Here is a 22,672-nt window from a genome sequence, read left to right on the forward strand (position 1 = left end):
AGGTAAGTCAGCGCGGCAAAGTGCACAAGGACGAAGGACGTCGATGAAACGGACGATAGCAGGGCAGCAGAGAACGGAAGGCGGCATCAGCAGCGGCACTTGCTGGCGTCCCGTACTGGCAGTCACCGGCCTGTGCGCGGCGCTGCTGCTCGCGCCCGTGCTGGGAGCGCAGCAGCCGCTGCCCCGTGACCCGCAGCCGCTGCCACCGGCCAGCGCCCCGTCCGGGCTCTCCGCCGCACAGAGCGCCCTCAATGGCCAGACGTACACCGTGCCGCCCGGGACCAAGGTGCTGCTGTCCCTGAAGAGCGGGATCAACACGCGCACAGCGCGCGCCGGGGATGCGGTCTATCTGATCTCAACCTTTCCCGTCATCGTCGGACCGCATGTACTGATTCCGACCGGCGTCTACGTGCAGGGCACCATCGACCATGTGGAGCGGCCAGGGCGCATCAAGGGCCGCGCCAAACTGCTGATGCATTTCACCACGATGATCTTCCCCAATGGTCAGGTCATCACGATCCCGGGCACGGTCGACAACCTGCCGGGTTCGTCCGGGCCCAGCACCAAAGACAGCGAAGGCACCATCGAGCAGGCTGGCAGCAAGGGCAGGGATGCGGGCAACATTGCGCGCGGCGGTGTGACTGGGGCGACGGGCGGTGTGATCGGTGGCGCGGTGGCGGGTAGTCCAGGTGCGGGTGCGGCTATCGGCGGTCTGGCTGGTGCGGCGGGTGGCCTGCTCTACACCATGCTCACGCGTGGCGATGAGATTGTGGTTCCTGAAGGCACCAGTGTCGAGATGGTGTTGCAGCGTCCGCTGGTGCTCGAAGCATCACAACTGGACGGCATCAATGACGTGCGCGGAAATCCGCAGTACATTCCAACTGGGGGTCAGTCACAGCCTCTCCCCAAACCGGCCCACATAGTCTGCCCACCCGGCAGCCTCGGCTGCTCTTAATCCATGGAAGACGAGAGTCGAACCAACCTACAGGACCCGCACCCTCTCGATGGACGCTCGCGAGGCGCTCGCAGTCGCGCCGCTGCCATCTGGCTGCGGGACATCGTCATCTCGCTCGCGGTTGCATTTTTCGTTATCACCTTCCTGTATCAGCCAGTGCGTGTCGAGGGCACCAGCATGCTGCCCCGTCTGCACGACCAGGACCGCATCTTCATCAACAAGTTCGCGTACCACTTCGAGGACATCAGCCGCGGTGACGTGGTGGTCTTCTACTACCCGCGCGATCCCTCGAAGAGTTACATCAAGCGTGTCATCGCCGTCCCGGGCGACCGCCTGGTGGTTGAGGACGGGCGCGTTTACGTGAACGGCGTGCTGCAGCGCGAGCCATACGTGCCCGCGCGCTTCCGCGACACACGATCTGTGCCGCCGATCCTCCTGCCGACAAACAATTTCTACGTCATGGGCGATCACCGCTCCATATCGAGCGACAGCCGCGACTTCGGTCCGGTCGAGCGCAGCTTCATCTACGGCAAGGCCGCCTTTGTCTACTGGCCCACCGGCACCATGCACGTCGTCGAGTAGCGCCTCTTCACGCGTCGCACTGCCACCGAATCACAACACGCTGCCCGGCCGCCGGGAAAGTCGCGCGCAAACCTGCTACCATCGATTGAATCCACGCTATGGAGCTGCGATGCAGGCGATCCTTGCGCTCGAAGACGGGCGCATCTTCCGCGGTGAAAGCCACGGCGCGGCGGGCGAACGCGCGGGCGAAGTTGTTTTCAATACCTCGCTGACTGGCTACCAGGAGATCTTCACCGATCCCTCCTACACAGGCCAGATCGTTGTCCTGACCAACCCGCAGATCGGGAACTACGGCACCAACTCCGGGGATGCCGAAGCCCAGAAACCCTACATTGAAGGCCTGGTCACGCGGGAGTTCTCGCCCGTGAGTTCGAATTGGCGCTCCGAGCAGGTTGCCGACGAGTACCTGGAACGCTTTGGCGTGCCGGCGATCTCTGAGATCGACACCCGCGCCCTGGTTCGCCACCTGCGCACTTACGGCGCAATGCGCGGGGTCATCTCGACCGCCGACACCACTCCAGAGGCGTTGATCGCCAAGGCCAAGGCCTTACCGAAGATGGACGGCTGCGACCTGGCCAGCACCGTCTCCACGCCCGAGAGCTACGAGTGGACCACGGCGAACCCCGCGAACAACGTACCCGGCCTGCTGCCGGATGCGCCGGACTGCAACCTTCACGTCGTCGCGTATGACTTCGGCATCAAGCACAACATCCTGCGCATGCTCACGCGCGAGGGCTGCCGCGTCACTGTCGTCCCGGCGCGCACCTCGGCTGAGGACGTGCTCGCACTGAAGCCGGATGGCATCTTCCTCTCAAACGGTCCCGGCGATCCGGAGCCGCTGCACTATGCACAGGAAAATATCCGTCGCCTGGCCGGGAAGAAGCCGGTGTTCGGCATCTGCCTTGGCCACCAACTGATCGGGCTAGCGCTCGGCGGCAAGAGCTACAAGTTGAAGTTCGGTCACCACGGCGGCAATCATCCTGTGCAGCAGACCGGCACCGGCAAAATCGAGATCACGGCACACAATCACAACTTCGCCATCGATCCGGATTCGCTGAAACAGAGCGAGGTCGAACTCACTCACATCGACCTGAACGACAACACACTCGAAGGGCTGCGCCACCGTTCACTGCCCCTGTTCAGTGTGCAGTATCACCCCGAGGCCAGCCCGGGCCCGCATGACTCGCACTACCTGTTCCGCGACTTCCGGGCCATGATGGAGGAGCACAAGCGGTGAGCGCTCTGCCGGAGCCTCTTCGGTCTGCCACTGTTCTTGTTGCCTTTTCTGTCTCCGTTTTCGCCGCATCCGCGCAGGTGCGTGGATCGGATGCCGGTCTGCATTCTGGTCTCCCTGACAAGCCCGCGATGTGGGCGGTGACGCGCTGCCTGGGCTCTGCTCCGCAGCGGCCGCGACAGTTCTACGCGCGCGGTGGCTGGTATCCGACTGACAACGTCGAGCAGCAGATGCGCGAGCGTGAAGGCGCCATTGAAGCGATCGCGATGGTCTGGTCGCGCGCGGGCAAGCCACGGGCCATCTACCAGTGGAACCACGACGGCGAGTTCAATCGCGACCTCGTCGCCTGCCTCAGTCCAGAGGGCCGCGTCACGCATTCGGAGAGTCGCTACACACCCGGGGACTCCGAGCCCGACCAGCGCTGGATCTACATCCATGCGCTTGCCGTAAATCCTCACGGCGCCGAATTGCGCGGCACTGGCCGTTTCACCGATCGCCGGGGCCACCCCATGGGAAAGCCACACCTCACGCCGGAGGATCAGGACTTCATCAGCGGCGAGCGCGTCTACCACGATTTGTCGGAATTCGACTTTGCCAAGCTCCTCTCAGAGGAAGCTCGCGGGCAGCACCCGTAGGACGCACGAGAGAACATGCCACGCAGACATGACATTCAAAAGATCCTGGTGATCGGCTCCGGGCCGATCGTGATCGGGCAATCGGCGGAGTTCGACTACTCCGGCACGCAGGCAGTGAAGGCGTTGCGCGCTGATGGCTACGAGGTGGTGCTGGTCAACTCGAACCCGGCCACCATCATGACCGATCCCGAACTGGCCGATCGCACCTACATCGAGCCGCTGACGCGCGAGTTCGTCGAAGAGATCATCCGCGTCGAAGCCGAAATGATGGCCGGCGTGGACGGTAGGCGCAAGGGCAAGTTCGCACTGCTGCCGACTGTTGGCGGCCAGACCGCGCTGAACCTCGCGGTCGATCTCGCTGATGCTGGCGTGCTCGAGAAGTACGATGTGGAGCTGATCGGCGCCAAGCTCGACGCGATCAAGAAGGCCGAAGACCGTCTCCTGTTCAAGGACGCAATGCAGAAGATCGGCCTCGACATGCCCCGCTCCTCGCTGGTGAACAACCTGCGCGACGGCATGGACTTCGCCACGAAGATCGGCTTTCCCGTCGTCATCCGCCCGTCATTCACCCTCGGCGGCTCGGGCGGTGGCATCGCCTACAACCGCGAAGAGCTGATGGAAATCCTCTCGCGTGGCATCGACCTGTCGCCGGTGCACGAGTGCCTGATCGAAGAGTCCGTACTCGGCTGGAAAGAGTACGAGCTGGAGGTGATGCGCGATCTCGCAGACAACGTCATCATCATCTGCTCCATTGAAAACATGGACCCGATGGGCGTGCACACGGGCGACTCGATCACAGTCGCGCCTGCACAGACGCTCACTGACCGCGAATACCAGCTCATGCGCGACGCCGCGATCCGTGTAATTCGCGAGATCGGCGTCGAGACGGGCGGCTCGAACGTACAGTTCGCGGTCAACCCGCAGACCGGCCGCATGACAGTCATCGAGATGAACCCGCGTGTGTCCCGATCGTCCGCCCTTGCGTCGAAGGCCACCGGCTTTCCCATTGCGAAGATCGCGGCCAAGCTTGCGGTCGGTTATACGTTGGACGAGATCCCCAACGACATCACGCGCAAGACGCCGGCCTGCTTCGAGCCGACGATCGATTACGTTGTGGTCAAAATTCCGAAGTGGCAGTTCGAAAAGTTTCCGGGTGCCGATGAGACGCTTGGACCCCAGATGAAGTCAGTCGGCGAGGTCATGGCGATCGGTCGCACCTTCAAGGAGGCGCTGATGAAGGCGCTGCGTTCGCTCGAGACAGGCAAGCGCGTCGGCTCCGAGCAGATTGAGCCACGCCGTCTGCGTCAGCGCCTGGTCACGCCACAGCCGCAGCGGCTTGACTACATTCGCTACGCCTTCCGCACCGGTATGAGCGTGCGCGAAGTCGCGCGCATCACCACGATGGACCCGTGGTTCCTGCACCAGATCAAGGAGATCACGGACACGATCACGCAACTGGGCGAAGCCACTCTTGCGACCGTGGACGCCGGCCTGCTGCGTCGGGCCAAGCGCATGGGAGTCTCCGATGCACGCATTGCGGAGGTCTGGCATCTCGAGCCGGCGAGCGGCTTGCAGCAGGTGCGCGAGCTGCGAGCGAAGCAGGGACTGAAGCCGGTCTACAAGCTGGTCGACACCTGTGCTGCAGAGTTCGAGAGCGAGACGCCGTACCTCTACTCGAGCTACGACGAAGAGGACGAGGCGCCGCCGACCTCGAAGCGCAAGGTCATCATCCTCGGCTCCGGGCCAAATCGTATCGGGCAGGGTATCGAATTCGACTATTGCTGCTGCCATGCGGCCTTCGCACTCAAAGACGATGGCTACGAGACCGTGATGGTGAACTGCAATCCGGAGACGGTCTCGACCGACTACGACACCAGCGACCGGCTCTACTTCGAGCCGCTCACGTTTGAAGACGTGCTGTCGATCTACGAGCGCGAGCGCGCTGGTGGCGCTGACGTCAGCATGATCGTGCAGTTTGGTGGACAGACACCGCTCAATCTCGCCCTGCCGCTGAAGCGCGCTGGTGTGCAGATCATCGGAACCTCGCCAGAGTCGATCGACCTCGCCGAGGATCGCAAGCAATTCGGTGCGCTGCTCGAGCGCCTCAACATCCCGCAGCCTCCAGGCGCGATGGCCACCAGTGTGGACGAAGCACTCGAAGGAGCCGAGCGGGTGGGCTACCCCGTGCTCGTTCGTCCCAGCTACGTGCTGGGCGGCCGCGCCATGGTGATCGCTTACGACGCGGATGAAGTGCGCCGCTACATGGCGCAAGCGGTCGAGTATTCGCAAGAGCGCCCCGTGCTCATCGACCACTTCCTCGAAGCCGCCGTCGAAGTCGATGTCGATGCCCTCTGCGATGGTAAGGACGTGGTAATCGCGGGTATCATGCAGCACATCGAGGAAGCCGGGATTCACTCGGGCGACTCATCGTGCGTGCTGCCCGCAGTCGATCTCGCGCCGGATACGCTAATCACCCTGCGCCGCTACACACGGCAACTCGCGCTCGCGCTCAACGTTCGTGGTCTCGTCAACCTGCAGTTCGCGATTCAGCGCAGCCGCCAATCGGGTGAGCCGGACCGTGTCTTCGTCATCGAAGTGAATCCGCGCGCCTCGCGCACTGTCCCGTATGTCTCGAAGGCCACCGGCGTGCCGCTCGCGAAAATCGCCTCGCGCATCATGACGGGCAAGACGCTCGCTCAATTGCTGCCCGAGCAGCTTCGTGAGGGCCGCGACCTCGACCTGGGCCAGCACTTCTACGTGAAGTCGCCCGTGTTTCCTTGGAACAAGTTTCCCGGCGTCGACACAGTGCTCGGTCCGGAGATGCGCTCGACGGGTGAAGTGATGGGCGTGGCTGACAACTTCGGCGAGGCCTTCGCCAAGGCGCAGCTCTCCGCCGGGCAGCGTCTGCCGCTGCGCGGCACCGTCTTCTTCAGCGTGAACGATCGCGACAAGGAAGGCCTGGTCGCACTCGCACGCGACTATGTCGAGCTTGGATTCCGCCTCGTGGCGACGCACGGCACCGCGGACGTGCTCGAAGCGGCAGGGTTGCAGACCGAGCGCGTCTACAAGGTGAAAGAAGGCCGTCCGAATGTCGTCGACCTCATCAAGGGCGACGGCATCCAGCTCATCATCAACACGCCGCAGGGCCAGGACACATTCTTCGACGAGAAGGCGATCCGCCGAGCCGCCGTGATGCAGCGCATTCCGACCATCACCACAATGGCGGCCGCACGCGCTGCTGCCGAAGGCATCGCCGCGTTACAGCGCGAGGTGATCCACGTCGACGCACTGCAGCAGATGCACGCGGCACGCGCCGTAGGAGCGAGATAGATCATGCTGCTCGAGGGCGTCTTCGCAGCGATCCCCACTCCGTTCCACGGAGATGGGCGGCCTCACTGGCATCACCTGGAGCGCGCCGTCGAGCGCTACTGCCGCGCGCCCCTTGCGGGCCTCGTTGTCCTCGGATCGACCGGCGAAGCCGTGATGCTGAACGATGAAGAGACGCGCGTTGCGCTCCGCACGGCTGCCGATGCGGCTGCCGATGATCGCGTGCTCGTTGCCGGAGTCGGGCACGAGAGTCTGGCAGAGACCCTGCGCCGGATCGAAGATGCAGCCGCATTCGGTTACGATGTGGCGCTGGTGCGCACGCCGCACTTCTACCGCCCGCAACTGCGATCGCCGGAGATGCTGAATTACTACCGCATGGTGGCCGACCGGTCACCGCTGCCGGTGCTGCTCTACAGTGTGCCCACCTACACTGCCTATGAGCTGCCCCTCGAGGTCATCACCGAGCTCTCCGCTCACCCAAATATTCTCGGCATGAAGGACTCAAGCGGCAAGGCGGAGCGCATCGTAGCCATCGTCTCAGCCACAGCGCAGGCCCCGAAGCGTCAGGTGACCGTGACGAGTACATTTGCCGCGGTCACCCGGCGCATGCTGACTTCGCAGGCCGAGGCGGCCGGAGTCAGCGCCACGCTGCTCTCCGCAGACGCAGTGCTCACCGGCGGGGTCGTCGCCTATGCTGCGCCGCGTCCTGCTGCGCTCAAGACGCGCACGCGCGAGGTCGGCTTTCAGACGCTGTGCGGATCGGCGCAGACCCTGCTGGCCTCGTTCGACGCTGGCGCCAGCGGCGGCGTACTCGCCATGGCTTCGTTTGCACCACAGGCCTGCTCCGAGATCCATATGGCTTGGAAGGATCGCGATGCCGTGCTGGCTGAGGAAAAGCAGCAGCGAATCATTCCCGCTGCCAACGTGGTCTGCGGGCGCATGGGCATCCCCGGCATCAAGGCGGCGTGCGACCTGAACGGCTACTACGGCGGCTCTCCGCGGCTGCCGTTGCTGCCACTCACCGAACCCGAGCGCGTCGAGGTGGAGACGCTGCTCGCGGACATCCGCCAGTAGGGAACCACTCACCCGCTCTCCGCGTCCGCTCGCCCACGCGCCTGCGCAGTTAACCTCTGCTGTATGCGTGGGATGGACAGCGCTGACCTATACTCAAAAGATGGCGCAACCGCCGCTTCGCTCTTCAAAGCGCGCCTGCGTCGCATCCAGCACAGCGGTGCAAAGAGGAAGGAAATCCCCTCGATGGCAACAGGTGATCTGGCCCTGAACACGGAGCAGTCTCGCGCGCAAGCCGGGGCCTCCGACGAGGTCGTAAACGACTTCAGCATCCAGGTAGCGACCGTGAATGGCTCCGGCTCGCAGTCTGCGAACAACGTCCTGCTCAAATGCCTGTTTGCGATGGGCGTGCCTGTCAGCGGCAAGAACCTCTTTCCGTCCAACATCGCCGGCCTGCCAACGTGGTACACCATCCGCGCCAGCAAGCATGGCTATGTCGCGCGCAAGAAGGAGATCGACATCGTCGTCGCCATGAATGCGGAGACGGCGAAGGACGACATTCTCTCCCTGCCCGCCGGCGGCGTCGCCATCTACGAAGAGTCGCAGAACCTGCGTCAGTATCGCGACGACGTCATCTGCTACCCGGTGCCCTTTGACAAGATCACGGCCAGCGTGTGTCCTGAGGCCAAGCTGCGCAAACTGGTCAAGAACATGGTCTACGTCGGCGTCGTTGCGCAGTTGCTCGCGTTCGACCTGTCAACGGTCGAAGCCGCTGTGCGGCGGCAGTTCGCCAAGAAGCAGAAGGCTGCCGACCTGAACTGGGCGGCGGTGCAGGCGGGCTATGAGTACGCGAAGACCTCGCTGGTGAAGCAGGATCCATTCCGTGTCGAGCGCATGCACGCGACCGACGGCAAGATCATCATCGAGGGCAACGCAGCCGCCGCGCTCGGCTGCATGTTCGCAGGCGTCACCGTCGTCACCTGGTATCCGATCACGCCGTCGTCGTCCGTCGTCGAGAGCCTGATCGATCTGCTGAAGAAATATCGTGTCGAACCCAGCGGCAAGGCGACCTTTGCCGTCGTGCAGGCGGAGGACGAACTCGCCGCGATCGGCATGGTGCTCGGCGCAGCCTGGACCGGCGCGCGCTCCATGACTGCGACCTCCGGCCCCGGTATTTCGCTGATGGCCGAGTTCGCCGGCCTCGGCTACTTCGCAGACATACCGGCAGTCATCTTCGACATCCAGCGTGTCGGTCCGTCAACCGGCATGCCGACGCGCACCGCGCAGGGCGACATTCTCTCCGTCGCGTACCTGTCGCACGGAGACACGCGTCAGGTCTTTCTGCTGCCCGGCTCTGTGAAGGAATGCTTCGACATGAGTGTCGCCGCCTTCGATCTGGCAGAGCATCTGCAGACACCGATCTTCATCCTCTCCGACCTCGATCTCGGTATGAACAACTGGATGACTGAGCCGTTCACGTATCCGGACAAGCCGATGAACCGCGGCAAAGTATTGACCGCGAGCGATCTTGAGCGACTGGGTGAGTTCGCTCGCTACCGCGATTCTGACGGCGATGGCATCGGCTATCGCACGCTGCCCGGCACGGCTCACCCGAAGGCTGCCTTCTTCACCCGCGGCAGCGGCCACAATGAACGGGCCCTTTACACGGAGCGTCCCGACGAGTACCAGCAGCAGATGGAGCGGCTGCTCCGGAAATTCGACACCGCTCGCACACTCGTACCTCCTCCGGTGACGATTGCAAACGGCACGTCGAAGATCGGCCTGATCGCCTACGGCACCAGCGACTTCGCCGTGATGGAGAGCCGCGATCAGCTCCATGCCGAATACGGCGTTGAGACCGATTACATGCGGCTGCGCGCGTTCCCGTTCACACGTGAGGTGCACGACTTCGTCGCCTCGCACGATCGCGTGTACATCATCGAGCAGAATCGCGACGCGCAGATGATGAGCCTTTTGAAGCTCGATTTACCTGCCGAAGACGCGACCAAACTGCGCAGCGTGCGGCACTACAACGGACTACCGCTCGACGCGCGCAGCGTGACCGACGAGCTCGTCCTGCAGGAGGGAATCTAAAGCATGTCCACCACGCCCACCACTCCCGCACCCAAGGTCAATCGCCTCGGCCTGCCCATCCTTGAGTACCGCGGCGGCAAGACGAATTTGTGCGCCGGTTGCGGCCACAACGCCATCTCCGAGCGCATCATCGACGCCTTCTATGAGATGGGGATCCAGCCGGAACGCGTGATGAAGCTCTCCGGCATCGGCTGCTCGTCGAAGAGCCCGGCTTTCTTCATGAGCCGCTCGCATGGTTTCAACAGCGTGCACGGCCGCATGCCTGCGGTCGCCACTGGCACGCTGCTCGGCAACCACACCATGCGCGCGATCGGCGTCTCCGGTGACGGTGACACAGTGTCCATCGGCATGGGCCAGTTCACACACCTGCTGCGCCGCAACCTGCCGATGATTTACATCATCGAGAACAATGGCGTGTACGGTCTGACGAAGGGGCAGTTCTCGGCGACCGCCGACCTCGGCTCCACGCTCAAGACCGGCGTCATCAACGACCTGCCGCCCATCGACACTTGCACGCTGGCGATCGAGTTAGGCGCAACGTTCGTCGGTCGCTCTTTTTCCGGCGACAAGAAGCAGTTGCTGGCCATGATCAAGGCCGCCATTGCGCACAAGGGGACCGTGCTGCTCGACGTGATCTCGCCCTGCGTTACCTTCAACGACCATGAAGGTTCGACGAAGAGTTACAAATACATGCAGGAGCACGAAGAAGCGATCACCGAGGTCGGTTTTGTGCCGCACTTCGAGGACATCGCCGTTGAGTACGACGCCGGGTCGACCTACGACGTCGAAATGCACGATGGCTCACACCTCCGCCTGCGCAAGCTGCACGACGATTTCAACCCGACCGACCGCATCCACGCCGTCAGGGCGCTGATGGAGGCGCAGAGCCGCGGCGAAGTGCTGACCGGCATCTTCTACGTCGACACGCAGAAGCCCAGCTTTATCGACCTGCTCAACCTGGTTGATGAGCCGCTCGGCACGCTACCCGAGTCGCGCGTTCGTCCGCCGAAGTCAGTCCTCGACGAAGTCATGAACCGCATGCGCTGATCTGCCTTCTTGAAGAGCGAAGGGCCCTTGACAAGCAGGGCCCTTCTTCTTGCGTTAGCGTGACGCGGACTGCTGCTGCTGGAGTTCTGTCTGGAATGCAGCCTCACGTTCCGCAAGCGCAGCATGATAGCCCTGCGGATCGACCCAGGCCGAGACACCATCTTTGGGCACGCGCGCCAGCTTCGGCAGCATGTCGAAGTAAACGCCGTGCGCGCCGAGAAAGATGTCGCATGGCAGAGCGTGGAGCGTCCTGAACGTGCGCTCGAAATCCCGGGTGATACCCGGATACGACGCCGCCTTGCCCGTGCCTGCGACTAGCCGTACACCAGGATTCAGCGACCACCCGCCCACGATCACCACGTGGTACGTGTGTCCCGCCTCCCGGGTGTCGAGCGTCCAAGTGGTGCAGCCGCGCGTGTGTCCGGCCGTCTTGTGCGCAGTCAGGGTCGTGCCACCAAGCGTGACATGGTCACCGTCGTGCAGCACGCGATCCACGCGTGACGGAGCGAAGCGTGGGAGCGTCGGATCGAAATCGTGCGCCCCGCCGCTTTCAATGACTGCGGCATCGCCCGCCATCACCATCTGCTTTGCTCCGGTCTGGGCGACGACGGCTGCATCCCCCGCAGCGTGATCATTGTGCGCTTGGCTGTTGAGCAGGATTTTCGTGTCGCGCCAGCGGAAGCCTAACTGCTCCACGCTGTGACGGATCTGCGCTGGCGATGACGCCAGGTTGGCGTTGATCAGGATGTTGCCGCTCGGCGTGACGATCAGATACGACGCAAGATCACGTGAGCCGACATAGTAGAGATTGCCAGCAATATGGAAGGGCGAGAGCGGCGTCGTCCAGTCCGACGGGATCGCAACGGCGGGCTGTGCGACGAAGCCAAGCAGCAAGGCGAGCAGAGCGAAGAGCCTCATACTCGCACGCTATCGCAGCTTTGCTGTGGGGAGGAGCCGCAGGACGATAAATGTACCGGCAGGAGCAACGCGGCGTGTCTGGCCCTATGGGCCGCCCGAGTGTTTTTCTCTCGCAACGCAGACTCATGCGTCTCGCGAGAAAGATTCAATTTCTCAGGAGTGCTGCACGCGCGATAGGAGGATGAGAATCGATCCCAGGCAGGTACTCACGAAGGAGATGTGCCAGAACAGCGGAAGATCGGTCAGCAACGAAACAGAACAGAGCACGATGGACAGTTGCAGGCATAACTCCGCCAAGCTGGATAGATACGCAATGCGTTCCTGAAGCAACGACTGCTTCTCCAGCCCCTGCGCAGTGATCTGCGCGTCGTCGGAAATCTTCTTTTGATCCCCGCCTAATCGCTCGAACTCCTCGGCTGTCTTCGGATCGCGTGCCTGTTGCGCGAGACGCGCGTCCGCGCTGTAAAGACGCCAATTGCTATCACTGGAATGCACATAGGCCCACCAGTCGGCTGTCTTGGTTTCAATCACGATCTTTCGCGTATTTGCGGTGTTTCCGATCGTTGTCGCGATCGTCAACAGCACCGCTACGATGGCCGTCGTCAGCCCGATCCCTTTTCGCTTCTTGGCGAGCGCAGCCTCGGTGTGTTCCGCCAACTCGTGCATCAACATCGCTAAGCCTCACTCCGCGCACGATCATGTGACGCCGGGGAGGGCCAACCGTCTCCAGATCTCGGAGCGGCGTGGCGATCCTCCCCTGACGAGGCCGGGTGGGCGGACAAGGACCAGCCGCAATGCGGGATGTGGTTAGCCCTGTCGCTCGCCCGAGTGTTCTTCGCGCGCGCCAGGTTCGGGGAAGTCGGTGTCGTTGTCCTTCAACTCGGTGTTGTCCGTGCGGTGTTCGAGTTGCCCGGAGAGCGAAGGCTGCCCTTGTGACTCACCATGCGGTGACTCCTGCTCGACCACACCCTTCTGCTCATCGCTATCGTGACGTTTTGTCATGGCTGCATGGGATGTGTGCGGCTGCCGGGCTGTTGTACTGGATGCCTCTACTGGCGGTACGCGGTCGGCTTGGGAGCGATGCGAATGCCGAGACCGTTCAGCTTGCTGCGCGCCTCCGCAGCCTCGGGCGTCTGCGGATAGCGTTGGATCAGCGACCGCAGCTCCTGCGCGCCCGCGTCGCGCTGCTGGCTATCGAGCAGCGACTCGCCCTTGCGCAGTTGCGCCGCCGGCGCCTTCGGGTTCCCCGCAAACTGCTCGAGCACTACGTCGTACTGCTTCACGGCCTGCGCGTACTTGCCCTGACGGTACGCGATCTCCCCCATGTAGAAGTGCGAGTTGCCGGCCAGGTCTTCCTGTGGGTAGTACTTCGCCACGTCGCCGAACTCGTTGTTCGCCAACTCGTACTTGGCGGAGTTGTAGTCACGGAGGCCGGCCTGGTAGGTCTGCTGCAGCGGCGGTGCGAGAGCAGCATTGTTGGCGGCCGCGCCAGACGCCGGTCCAGCGGCGGGTGCTCCTCCCGGGCCTGCCGCGCCTGCGGGTGGCGTGGCGTCGGCTGCACCGGGTGCCGGGGCAGCGCTGCCGCCCTGGTTCTGCACATTCTGCAACTGCGCCTGCATCGATTGCAGCGTCGTGTCCAGCTTGCCGATGCGCGTCTTCAGCTCATCCACCGAGTCGTTCAGTGCCTGGATCTGCCCGGAGAGCTGCTGATTCTCGTTCTGCGAAGAGACGGCCTGCTGCACGGCGTTCATCTGCGACGTGACCTTGGCGATGTTGTCCGCGTTCTGCTGGACGATGTGGAGCAGAACGCCCATCCGTTCGTCGTTCGACTGCTTGAGTTGGGTGATCATGTCCTGCAGCTGCGAAACCTGGGTCTGCAGCTCGATGATCTCCTTGGCGACCGCATGCGCCCGCGGCGGCAGGGCAGTAACCGTGATCAGAAAAAGGGCAGCGATGGAGAGAAACTTCTTGCGCATGGGGTGCCTCGACGAGCCGTTGCTGGCCTCATTTTAGACGGTTTGCGCAAAGGAAAGGGGCAGCAGGACCGGTAAGGTCACGCTGCCCCTTGCTTACTTCGGCACGAGCTGGTTCTGAAACGGGCCCGGGTGACCGGCCGTCCCTCTAGCGATCGACCGTGAAGCCGGCGCGCCGGTTCTGCTGGTAGCACTGCTCGTTCGACTCGGTGCAGAACTGCTTCTCCTTGCCGTAGGAGACAGTCCGGATGCGATCCGGGCTCACGCCGGCCGCGATGAGTGCCTGCTTGGCGGCATTGGCGCGGTTCTCGCCAAGCGCCAGGTTGTACTCTGTCGACCCGCGCGCATCGCAGTAGCCACCGATCACGATCTTCAGCTTTGGGTGCGAGGCCAGGAACGCAGCGTCCTTTGACACGACGGTCTGCGACTGCGGGTTCACGTCGTAGCTGTCGTAATCGTAGAAAATGTCAGTCACGTTGCTGTGGAAGGTCGCATCGTCGACCGTCTCACCGTTCAGGTCGCCGCTGGTGGCCGAGCCGCTGACCGTGACGTGCGCCGTCGCGTCCGTCGAGCCTCCGGGGCCGCGCGCCACGAGGTGATAGTCGGTTGTCTGGGTTGGCGAGACGTTCTGCGTGCCTGAGGAGGGAACCGCGCCCAGGCCGTCGATCGAGACATCCGTCGAGTCCGTCGTCTTCCACGCCAGGATCACCTTGTCGCCCGGATTGATGCTGTTGGGCGTGGCTGTGATCGTCGCCGTAGGCGCTGTGCCAGTCTCCGCCGCAGAGGGCGGCGGCGGTGGTGGGGGCGGAGCCGCTTTCTTACCGCAGCCGGCGACGGCCGCGAACACGATCACGGCCACGCAGGAGGCGGCACGGCGGCGCAGGTTCCAGGTACGAACGGGAAGCGGATTCACAGTCTTTCTCCTCAATCAGGCAAACATTCGCGCAACGGCGCCGGTTTCAGCGGGAGAACAAAGCACGTCTCCAGCCTGACCCAGTCGGTTGCACCGGATGGAAATGGGCAGTCTCGAACAGCTTACCGGAGCAGGAAGCGTACTCACGCTTATTTCCAGCTCCAGTCGGGCATGGTGTTATTTCCTTCGTGAGTCAGCGCATGCTGCTGCGTACCATCGGCCAGCATGGACCAGATCTCGGAGCGGTGATCCTGCTCGCGCTCGAAGACAATGTGTCGGCCATCCGGCGCCCACGACGGGAAGTCGTTGCGGCCGGCCTCGTGCGTCAACTGCACCCAGCGCTTGCTGGCGATATCCATCACATAGATATCCTGGCTGCCTGGCGCGCCCGGACCGTACTTGCGATCCCACGCGAAGACCAGGAACTGGCCGTTCGGCGACCACGAAGGCGATGTCGCATAGCCGCCATCGGTGAGCCGTTGTACGTTGGCGCCATCCGAATCCATGACGTAGATCTGGGGCAGGCCGGTGCGGCCGCTCACCCACGCAAGCTGGTTGTTTGTCTTCGGATTCCAGCACGGTGACACATCCGGTCCGCGGAAGGTGGTCACGCGATGCGCGCCGCCGCCGCTCGCGTCGGACACCCAGATCTCCGGGTCACCCGATTTATCTGACGAGTAGGCGATCTTCGAGCCGTCGCCCGACCAAGCCGGTGAGATCGTGGTGCCGCCGGGTGACGGGAAGCTTACCATCCGGCTGAGCACGACCGAGAACATGCGAATCGTCCACCCCGTCTTGCCGAGTGAAGCGAACGCCACGCGCGAGTTATCCGGTGACACCTTGGGCGACAGCGAAAGCTCACCCAGGTGCGTGATCGCGTGCTCGCCCTGGCCGTCGTAGTCCATCGACCAGATCTCCTTCACGCCGGAGCGTGAGGAGACGAAGTAGACCTTGGTCTCGGCAATACCGTTCACGCCGCCGCCGAGGCGCAGAATGATCTCGTCGGCGAACTTGTGCGCGATCATCCGCGCGTTGTCCTGCGTCGCTACATCGCCATACTGCTTGCCGACGATCGCTGGAGCGCCAGCTTCTTTCACGTCGATCAGGAAGCCGCTCACGTTAATGCGGCCGCCTGTCACGGCGAGCGAGCCCAGCGCGAGCATCGCGACATTCGCAGGCGCAGCCTGCCACTGCGGCAGGTTCACCTCGGCCGGCGTGGCGGGCGTGGCCGCAGGCGCCAGGCTCTTCGACACCATATCGAAAATGCCGGCGTTCGTCAGGTCGTTATAGAGCGTGTTGTCGAAGGTGGTCTTCAGGACCGGCGTCTGCGGATCGGCCGAGGTCGGCTTGAAATCGGCCGCAGCCATGCGGATCTTCTCGACGCCGAGGTTTGAGCCGGTTCTTACCCAGTCCTGCGCACGGGCCAGCGGAGAGGAGAGGAGGAGGAAGGACCCAAGGGTGAAAAGAAAAAAGCACCGCAGTGGTTGCGTCGTTCTGGATGTAGGCACAGTGGGGGTAGTCTCCATTACCGACCGGTGAATTCACAATAATAAGACACCTGCAGCGTAGACCCGGAGTATGCAGACGGCAATGGCCCATAACTGTCAACCCGCTGCACGGCGCGCATGCATGACTGATCGAGCGAGGCAGAGCCGCTCGATTCGCCGACCTTGACCTCCGACGGCGCGCCATCGCGCGACAGGGTGAAGAAGATATAGGCCTTGGTGCCGGCAGGGGTCGATGGATCGACCTCCTGCTTCAACCAGTTCTCCTGGGTCTTGCGCTGAATGATGGCCACATAGTACGGAAAGCGGAAGCCGCCGCCGCCTGCTACCGAGACGGGCGCGGATGGCCCCTGCTGCTGCGGCGCGGAAGACTTGGGCAGGTTTGCTGCCTGCTGTTCGCCAAACTGGGCGCGGTCCTTTGGCTGCTGCTGGGGCTGCGGGTGCTTTTGCTGTTGCTGCGGCACCGGTGCCTCTTTCTTCGGCGGCTCCTTCTTCACCTGCTGCTTGGTCGGGATCGGGATCGCCTTTAGATCGGGCGCAGGCACCGTCTCTTCCTTGGCGATGGCCGGGGCAGGGCTGGGCGACTCGGTTGCAAGCACGTTGTCGGTCGGCTTCTGCGTCTGTGGCAGCGGGATGGACGGCGCATTCGAGACGAGGTTCGCCTGGATCGAGCCGGCGTCGATGTTGTTGCCCCACTCGTTTCCATGCACGCGTCCATGCAGCCAGACTGTCGCGGTCAGGCCGGCAGCGAGCAGCAGGTGCAACAGCACGGATTCGGCAAACGGCCCCGCCAGCGGGGACTTGCGCTCATACCGATCCTCGACATCCATCGGCATACGTTCTATTTCGCCGCAGGTGCGTTGGTCAGCGGCTGGGTCACGATCGACACATTCGTGATGCCGGCCTGCTTGACGGCGTCCATGACGGAAGCGAACGCGCCGAAGGGCACGCGCTCATCGGCGCGCAGATAGATGATCTGCTTTGACGGGTCGGCGTCCGGATGGCGCAGCCGCGCGGGGATGTCGCTGACATTGATCGGATGATCACCCAGGAAGACCTTCTGGTCGCGATCGATGGTGATAACTTCGCGCTGCTCCGTGGCTTCACGCACGGTGCGCGTCTTCGGCACAGCGACGTCGATGCCGGACTGCAGCACTGGCGCGGTCAGCATGAAGATGACAAGCAGCACCAACACCACGTCGACAAGTGGCGTGATGTTGATGTCGGCCAGCGAAGACTGTGTGCGGCCACCGGCACTAGTAAACGCCACGGCCGGTCTCCCTCAGGTTGTCGCGCTGCTCCGCGCGGTCGCGCTCCAGCGGGTCCTGCTGCGGCCGGAGCGTGATCTCTTCCATGCTGTTCAGCAGTTCGCGGGCAAAGTCATCCATGCGCGAACCGAACTCGCGAATCCGCGCAGAAAACTGGTTGTAGGCCACGACTGCGGGAATTGCGACAAGCAGGCCGGCTGCGGTGGTGATCAGCGCCTCCGAGACGCCCGGCGCAACCGCGCGCAGCGTGGCTGCGCCTGCCGTGCCAAGGCCGCGGAACGCATCGACGATGCCCATGATCGTGCCGAACAGACCGATAAACGGCGAGATGGAGCCAATCGTCGCAAGCCACGTGAGCCGCTGCTCCATAAAGGTCAGCGCTTCGCTCGAGGCCGATTGCGCCGTGCGCTCGAGCGCGGTAATGTTGCGCGGCGGACCGAAGCCGCCGGTCTGCCGTCGGTACGTTTCGTAGACCTCGTCGAAGACGTTGACGAGCGGGCTGGGCTTGAACTGCTCGGACACCGCGCCGATCTCCTGCAGGCGCGCAGCCTTACGGAAGGCGCGCAGGAAGGCGCGGCTCTGGTTCTTCGCCTTGCGGAAGCTCAGCCATTTGCCGAGGATGATCGCCCAGGAGAACAGGCTGGCCACCGCGAGCAGGCCGAGCACGGTGAGCGCGACAGCGCCGCTCGAGCGCAGCATCGTCAGCAGCTCGTTGCCACCCGTCGCAGGCGTCGGCACCGGCACGCCCTCACCGTCGCTCTGGAAGAGCAGAAACAGGGTCAACAAAAGTGTGTGGGCTGTCATCGGTGGCTCAGCAAAAGGGTAGCAGGAACAGGGGTGCGCGGATAGGGACACAAGTGACCAAAGGGTGACGTCCGTGTGGTGCGTAGATTGACACCCGGTCAGCCCGTCCAGGTCGTTTCGGGTGCAGGAGGCTGCGGCCGCTCTCTGCTATGCTCGCCAACGAGCCACCCTATGCTGCTGGAGTTGCGAGCGGAGAACTATGCCGTCATTGATCACACCGTGGCGGCGCTCGGACCCGGGCTCAACCTGCTGACAGGCGAGACCGGTGCGGGCAAGTCGATCCTGGTAGACGCGCTGGCCCTGCTGCTGGGCGGCAAGGCATCGAGCGACGTGGTGCGGCATGGAGCCGATCGCGCCGTCATCTCCTGCGTCTTTGAGTCCACGGAAGAGGCCGAGCGCGTGCTCGCCACGCACGGCATCGATCCCGGCGACGGCGAGATCCTGCTGCGGCGCGAGATCGCCGCGAGCGGCAAAGGCCGCGTCTTCGTCAACAGCCAGCCAGCCACCGCCGCGGTGCTGAAACTGCTCGCCCCGGAACTGGCGCTGATCCACGCACAGTCCGAGACGCTGGCCGGCTTCGACGGCGCGCAGCAGCGTGGGCTGCTCGACCGCTTCACTGCGCTCTCGACCGAGTCCGTGAGCACCGCCCACCACGCATGGCGCGAGCTTGCGGACCGTTTGCGCGCGCTCGAAAGCGACGAGCAGGAGCGCCTGCGCATGGCCGACCTGTGGCGCTTCCAGGCGCGCGAGATCGACACGTCCTCACTCAAGCCTGAAGAAGACATCCAGCTCGAGTCGGAAAAGCGCGTGCTTGCCAATGCAGAAAAGCTCTATGGGGCGGCGATGAGCGCCTACGACGAGCTCTACGAGGGCAGTACCGCTGCCGAGGCGACGCTGCGCGCGGCGCAAAAGCACCTCGAAGAGCTGGGCCGCTACGAGCCGCGCTTCCTCGACGCGGCACACCAGGTGGCATCGGCGCGCGCCACGGTCGAAGACGTCGCTGCAACAGTGCGCGATTTCGGCGACGGGATCCAGGCCTCTCCCGAGCGCCTGGGTGAGATCGAAGACCGGCTGGCGCTGCTTGATCGATTGAAGCGGAAGTATGGCGCAACCATCGCGGACGTGATCGCGTACGGCGAAGAGGTCACCACGAAGCTTGGCGAGATCGATAACCGCGATGCCGTCCTCGCTGAACTGCGCAAACAGCTCGCGCGTGCGGCCGAAGCCTATTGCCGCGAGGCGGAGGCGCTCACCGCCGCTCGTGCCGCAGCCGGAGAGCGGCTGGCACGGCTCGCGGAGAAGCAGATCAACGATCTTGCGATGAAAGCGAAGTTCCGCGTCGACGTCACGCCCGAGCGCAACGAGAGTGGCTGGACCGCGCAGGGCTGGGATGCTGTCGAGTGCCAGATCGCGACCAACCCCGGCGAGCCGATGAAGCCACTCACGGAGATCGCCTCCGGTGGCGAGATGAGCCGCGTGCTGCTCGCGCTCAAGGTCACCGTCGAGGATGGCGCCGCCAAGGCGCTGAAGGGCAAGCGCCGCACACTGCTGCCGCGCACGCTCGTGTTCGACGAGATCGACATCGGCATCGGTGGCCGGGCAGCGGAGGCTGTTGGGCAGAAGCTGAAGACGCTCAGCGAATCCCAGCAGGTGCTCTGCGTCACACACCTTCCGCAGATCGCTGCATTCGCATCGCAGCACTTTGCCGTCGAAAAGCGCGAGGAAAAAGGCCGCACCCGCACCGCAGTGCGCCGCCTCGAACCGGAGGAGCGCGTCGAAGAGGTCGCCCGCATGCTTAGCGGCGCGAAGCGCTCCGACACCTCCCTGCGCCACGCCGAGCAGATGCTCGCCGAAGCAGCAGGGAAGTAGTCTGAATAACGTCACCGGTGACGGATCAGCACACGGAATCCTGGTCCGTTGAGTGTGCGCTAACCACACATAAGGGGCGCAGCCGAAGCTGCGCCCCTTGTGTAGCGGTTGCGGTTTACTGGCAGTTGCTCAGCTTCAGCGTGCCAATACGTGTGTGCCAGTTGAAGGTGCCGTTCGCGGTCAGGTACTCGTTCGTGTACCAGAACGTGCAGTCATCCACCGGATCAACGGTCATCGCACTGTAGTCGCCCCAGCGGTTCAGCGTCCGCTGCTGCGCGCCAGTTCCGGTGATCAGCACATGCTCAGAGCCAATCTTGCTCAGCGCATCTCCCGGTGTGCGGTAGGAGTAGCTGATCGAGGGATAGGCAGAGCTGCTCGAGGTGCTGTAGCCGAGCGCGATGTTGCCGAGTTTGTCTGCGGCGATCGAGCCCATCCAGCGGCTCAGCCCATCGTTCGGCGCATACGTGGATGCCTGGTAGACCGTCACGCCAGGTGTGCCGGTCGATGGACGAAGCTCATACCAGCGTGCGCCGGCGGCTGCAGAGCCCGGGTTGACCGAGTGGTTGACGAACAGCGCCTCGTGACCATCGGAGAAGTGCCGGTAGGAGAGCCGGTACATCAGCCGATCGGCCAGCGAGTCGAGCTGCTGCCGTGTGCCCGGCTGCGGAATGCAGGTGCCGCCAGAGCAGGCTTCGCTGAAGGCCGGCACTGTCGTGGCATAGGGACCGGCGAGCTGCGCGTTTGAGGTGGTCGTGAAGTCTGCATGGAAGCGCCACGTATTCAGCACGTTGGTGCCGAAGTTCAGGAAGAACTCGTCCTCACCGGCAGACGGGGCCGTGCTGCCGTCCACATCGGCTGGAAGGACGCCACCGTAGCTGTTGGAGAGTTGGAAGCACTCCTGCGCCGCCGCCGTGCCTGCACGCATCGCTGCCCCGTTGTAAGCGCAGATCCCCGCACCGGCGAACGTGTTGCCGCTGAAGTTGTTATAGGTCGCGTAGTAGACGCCGTTGAAGACGCCAAACTTCGGATAGTCGTTGAAGTACTGCTGCTGGTACGCGTAGACGTTGTACGCGCCAGTGGCGTCGCTGGTCTTGGACACGGCGATGCACTGCCAGTAACCGACCGAAGCGCCGTTCGTCACCGAGAACTGCGTCAGGATCCAGCGGTTGTTGGCCTTGTCATACTGGGCAATCGGATCGCCATCGTTGTTCACGGCGCAAGGATGGCTCGCACCCAGCGACTGGAACAACTGGTTGCCGGCGACAGGACCTTCCAGCAGTTTCCCGGTCTTGTCGAACACGGCAAAGGACTCATTTACCCACTGCACATACTGCGTCGCGCCGACCGCGCCGTTGGTGTCCGGCGGCGCCGAGTTGACGCTGAAGCCGGTGAAGCCATTGCCCAGTCCCTCGAAATTCAACCCGCCAGCAGCCAGTGTTCCCGAACTGATGAAGGCGCCACTCTGGAGCGCACCATCTGCCGAACCGCTGCCACTTACTGGCCGGCTCTGGCCGCCGGAGCCGTGGAGAAGGCGCAGCGGCTTGTCGTCCTTCGGCCCGCTGGCCTGGCCTTTGCGCATGCCATGCACCGTGATGGAGGTTGCGCTCGCTCCGTAACTCACGCTCGGATTGGTGAGGATGACAGGGCCGCCGGTGTTCGGATTCTCTGCGTGAGCTGTCGCCAGGGTGGCGGAAAAGGTCAATGCGGCCAGGGCCGACATTGCCATCGTCGGCCACGCATGTCTGCGCCCGCGGGGGGAGTGGATGAGGTTCAGGTTCAAATGACACGCTCCAGGTACAGTTCGTCTCCCGCCAGGGCGGGGGCCCAGAGGAGATAGCAGACTCCTCGGCAGGTGCCTGACTGTACGCCGGGCGTGCAGCGACATACAACCCGGCAAGCACCTTTTGCGGCGATTGATTCCGAAATAGAGCATAAAGTCGTGGTGCCGAACATCTTCCGGGTGTACAACTGAGGCCTCTCCCCTGCCTGCCGCCTATGAAGATCGTCTGCTCCCGGTGCAGGGCCATCCTGCCATCCGGTTCCGAGTATTGTCCGGAATGCCGCCGCGCCCCGGCGGAGGAGACGGTTGTGCCCCCGGCCGAGTCCGTGTGGATTCAGACATTTACAAGCGCACCGGTGCGCACCCGAGCGCACCTTCCACTGATCCTCGCCGTCCTGGTGATCGCCACGGGCGCCACCGGGTCAGGGATTGGCTACAGCTTCCTGCATCGCCTCAACCCGCGCTCACCGCGTGAAATCTTCGCGGCCGAGGTCCAGAATGGTCGCCTCGCCACGCCTGAGGCCTTCGAGGCTCACTGCGGTCTGCCGGCGCAGGTGGAGCATATCGGGGAGCGCACCATCCTGCACTACGCTCCCGGTGATCGCCGTGTCTCGTTCGCCCCCGGAAAGCCGGTCGATCTCGGCGAAGCCTCCCACCACCCCGAACGGGCGTACGAATGGCTGCACTGCGACGGTCAGTTCTAAAACGTCGCTGCTCGCGCCACCTCTTCTCCAGACTGCAACGACTTCCAGCACCT

General features: G+C 63.6%; 20 protein-coding genes. 10 read left to right on the top strand and 10 right to left on the bottom strand.

The genetic code is table 11. The annotated features are described in order from the left end of the window. Nucleotides 1-43 precede the first annotated feature (43 nt). The 8 genes from AC5IJH_RS13040 (at nucleotide 44) to AC5IJH_RS13075 (ending at nucleotide 10,885) form a co-directional block, all read left to right on the top strand. Nucleotides 44-955 carry a hypothetical protein gene (locus tag AC5IJH_RS13040; protein ID WP_491903264.1) on the top strand — a complete coding sequence of 304 codons (912 nt, stop codon included), beginning with the start codon at nucleotides 44-46 and terminating at the stop codon, nucleotides 953-955. A 3-nt stretch (nucleotides 956-958) separates the two neighbouring features. Further along, nucleotides 959-1,537 (top strand): signal peptidase I, encoded by a 579-nt coding sequence (lepB, locus tag AC5IJH_RS13045; protein WP_491903265.1) that lies wholly within the window; start codon nucleotides 959-961, stop codon nucleotides 1,535-1,537. A 109-nt stretch (nucleotides 1,538-1,646) separates the two neighbouring features. After that, nucleotides 1,647-2,774 (top strand): glutamine-hydrolyzing carbamoyl-phosphate synthase small subunit, encoded by a 1,128-nt coding sequence (gene carA / locus AC5IJH_RS13050; RefSeq protein ID WP_491903266.1) that lies wholly within the window; start codon nucleotides 1,647-1,649, stop codon nucleotides 2,772-2,774. After that, on the top strand, nucleotides 2,771-3,406 hold the full coding sequence (locus AC5IJH_RS13055; RefSeq protein WP_491903267.1) for a hypothetical protein: 636 nt from the start codon (nucleotides 2,771-2,773) through the stop codon (nucleotides 3,404-3,406). The genes carA and AC5IJH_RS13055 overlap by 4 nt, the downstream gene beginning before the upstream one ends. A gap of 15 nt (nucleotides 3,407-3,421) precedes the next feature. Then, nucleotides 3,422-6,736, top strand: coding sequence for a carbamoyl-phosphate synthase large subunit (gene carB / locus AC5IJH_RS13060; protein ID WP_491903268.1), 3,315 nt, complete (start codon nucleotides 3,422-3,424; stop codon nucleotides 6,734-6,736). A 3-nt stretch (nucleotides 6,737-6,739) separates the two neighbouring features. Continuing rightward, nucleotides 6,740-7,807, top strand: coding sequence for a dihydrodipicolinate synthase family protein (locus AC5IJH_RS13065; protein WP_491903269.1), 1,068 nt, complete (start codon nucleotides 6,740-6,742; stop codon nucleotides 7,805-7,807). 183 nt (nucleotides 7,808-7,990) lie between these two features. Then, the gene (locus tag AC5IJH_RS13070) at nucleotides 7,991-9,838 is read left to right on the top strand and encodes a 2-oxoacid:acceptor oxidoreductase subunit alpha (protein ID WP_491903270.1); all 1,848 of its coding nucleotides are present in this window, start codon (nucleotides 7,991-7,993) and stop codon (nucleotides 9,836-9,838) included. 3 nt (nucleotides 9,839-9,841) lie between these two features. After that, nucleotides 9,842-10,885: a 2-oxoacid:ferredoxin oxidoreductase subunit beta gene (locus AC5IJH_RS13075; protein ID WP_491903271.1), complete on the top strand. Its 1,044-nt coding sequence runs from the start codon at nucleotides 9,842-9,844 to the stop codon at nucleotides 10,883-10,885. 54 nt (nucleotides 10,886-10,939) lie between these two features. Here AC5IJH_RS13075 and bla read toward each other — a convergent pair whose 3' ends face one another. From bla to AC5IJH_RS13120, 9 genes are all read right to left on the bottom strand, one after another. Then, nucleotides 10,940-11,803, bottom strand: coding sequence for a subclass B3 metallo-beta-lactamase (bla, locus tag AC5IJH_RS13080; protein ID WP_491903272.1), 864 nt, complete (start codon nucleotides 11,801-11,803; stop codon nucleotides 10,940-10,942). Nucleotides 11,804-11,956: 153 nt separating this feature from the next. After that, on the bottom strand, nucleotides 11,957-12,475 hold the full coding sequence (locus tag AC5IJH_RS13085; RefSeq protein WP_491903273.1) for a DUF4337 family protein: 519 nt from the start codon (nucleotides 12,473-12,475) through the stop codon (nucleotides 11,957-11,959). Between the two features lie 135 nt (nucleotides 12,476-12,610). Continuing rightward, nucleotides 12,611-12,805 carry a hypothetical protein gene (locus AC5IJH_RS13090; RefSeq protein WP_491903274.1) on the bottom strand — a complete coding sequence of 65 codons (195 nt, stop codon included), beginning with the start codon at nucleotides 12,803-12,805 and terminating at the stop codon, nucleotides 12,611-12,613. 47 nt (nucleotides 12,806-12,852) lie between these two features. Next, entirely contained in the window at nucleotides 12,853-13,779 is a 927-nt protein-coding gene (locus AC5IJH_RS13095) for a tetratricopeptide repeat protein (RefSeq protein WP_491903275.1), read from the bottom strand. Nucleotides 13,780-13,924: 145 nt separating this feature from the next. Further along, nucleotides 13,925-14,689 (bottom strand): OmpA family protein, encoded by a 765-nt coding sequence (locus tag AC5IJH_RS13100; RefSeq protein WP_491903276.1) that lies wholly within the window; start codon nucleotides 14,687-14,689, stop codon nucleotides 13,925-13,927. 149 nt (nucleotides 14,690-14,838) lie between these two features. Next, nucleotides 14,839-16,215 (bottom strand): Tol-Pal system beta propeller repeat protein TolB, encoded by a 1,377-nt coding sequence (tolB, locus tag AC5IJH_RS13105; protein WP_491903277.1) that lies wholly within the window; start codon nucleotides 16,213-16,215, stop codon nucleotides 14,839-14,841. After that, nucleotides 16,215-17,030 (bottom strand): cell envelope integrity protein TolA, encoded by an 816-nt coding sequence (tolA, locus tag AC5IJH_RS13110; RefSeq protein ID WP_491903278.1) that lies wholly within the window; start codon nucleotides 17,028-17,030, stop codon nucleotides 16,215-16,217. The genes tolB and tolA overlap by 1 nt, the downstream gene beginning before the upstream one ends. Nucleotides 17,031-17,035: 5 nt before the next feature. After that, nucleotides 17,036-17,464, bottom strand: a complete 429-nt coding sequence (locus AC5IJH_RS13115) for an ExbD/TolR family protein (protein WP_491903279.1) — start codon at nucleotides 17,462-17,464, stop codon at nucleotides 17,036-17,038. Next, nucleotides 17,451-18,266, bottom strand: a complete 816-nt coding sequence (locus AC5IJH_RS13120; protein WP_491903280.1) for a MotA/TolQ/ExbB proton channel family protein — start codon at nucleotides 18,264-18,266, stop codon at nucleotides 17,451-17,453. Before AC5IJH_RS13120 ends, AC5IJH_RS13115 begins: the two co-directional genes overlap by 14 nt. Nucleotides 18,267-18,437: 171 nt before the next feature. On the opposite strand from AC5IJH_RS13120, the gene recN reads away from it, so the two are divergent. Then, nucleotides 18,438-20,135, top strand: coding sequence for a DNA repair protein RecN (gene recN / locus AC5IJH_RS13125; RefSeq protein ID WP_491903281.1), 1,698 nt, complete (start codon nucleotides 18,438-18,440; stop codon nucleotides 20,133-20,135). A 115-nt stretch (nucleotides 20,136-20,250) separates the two neighbouring features. Here recN and AC5IJH_RS13130 read toward each other — a convergent pair whose 3' ends face one another. After that, entirely contained in the window at nucleotides 20,251-21,861 is a 1,611-nt protein-coding gene (locus AC5IJH_RS13130) for a hypothetical protein (protein ID WP_491903282.1), read from the bottom strand. Nucleotides 21,862-22,223: 362 nt separating this feature from the next. Between AC5IJH_RS13130 and AC5IJH_RS13135 the strand changes: the two genes are divergently transcribed. Next, complete coding sequence (locus AC5IJH_RS13135) at nucleotides 22,224-22,619, top strand: hypothetical protein (protein ID WP_491903283.1); 396 nt, start codon at nucleotides 22,224-22,226, stop codon at nucleotides 22,617-22,619. Nucleotides 22,620-22,672 lie beyond the last annotated feature (53 nt).

The sequence above is a fragment of the Candidatus Dedyshia acidiphila genome, from assembly GCF_051025295.1.
Lineage (GTDB): Bacteria > Acidobacteriota > Terriglobia > Terriglobales > Acidobacteriaceae > KBS-83.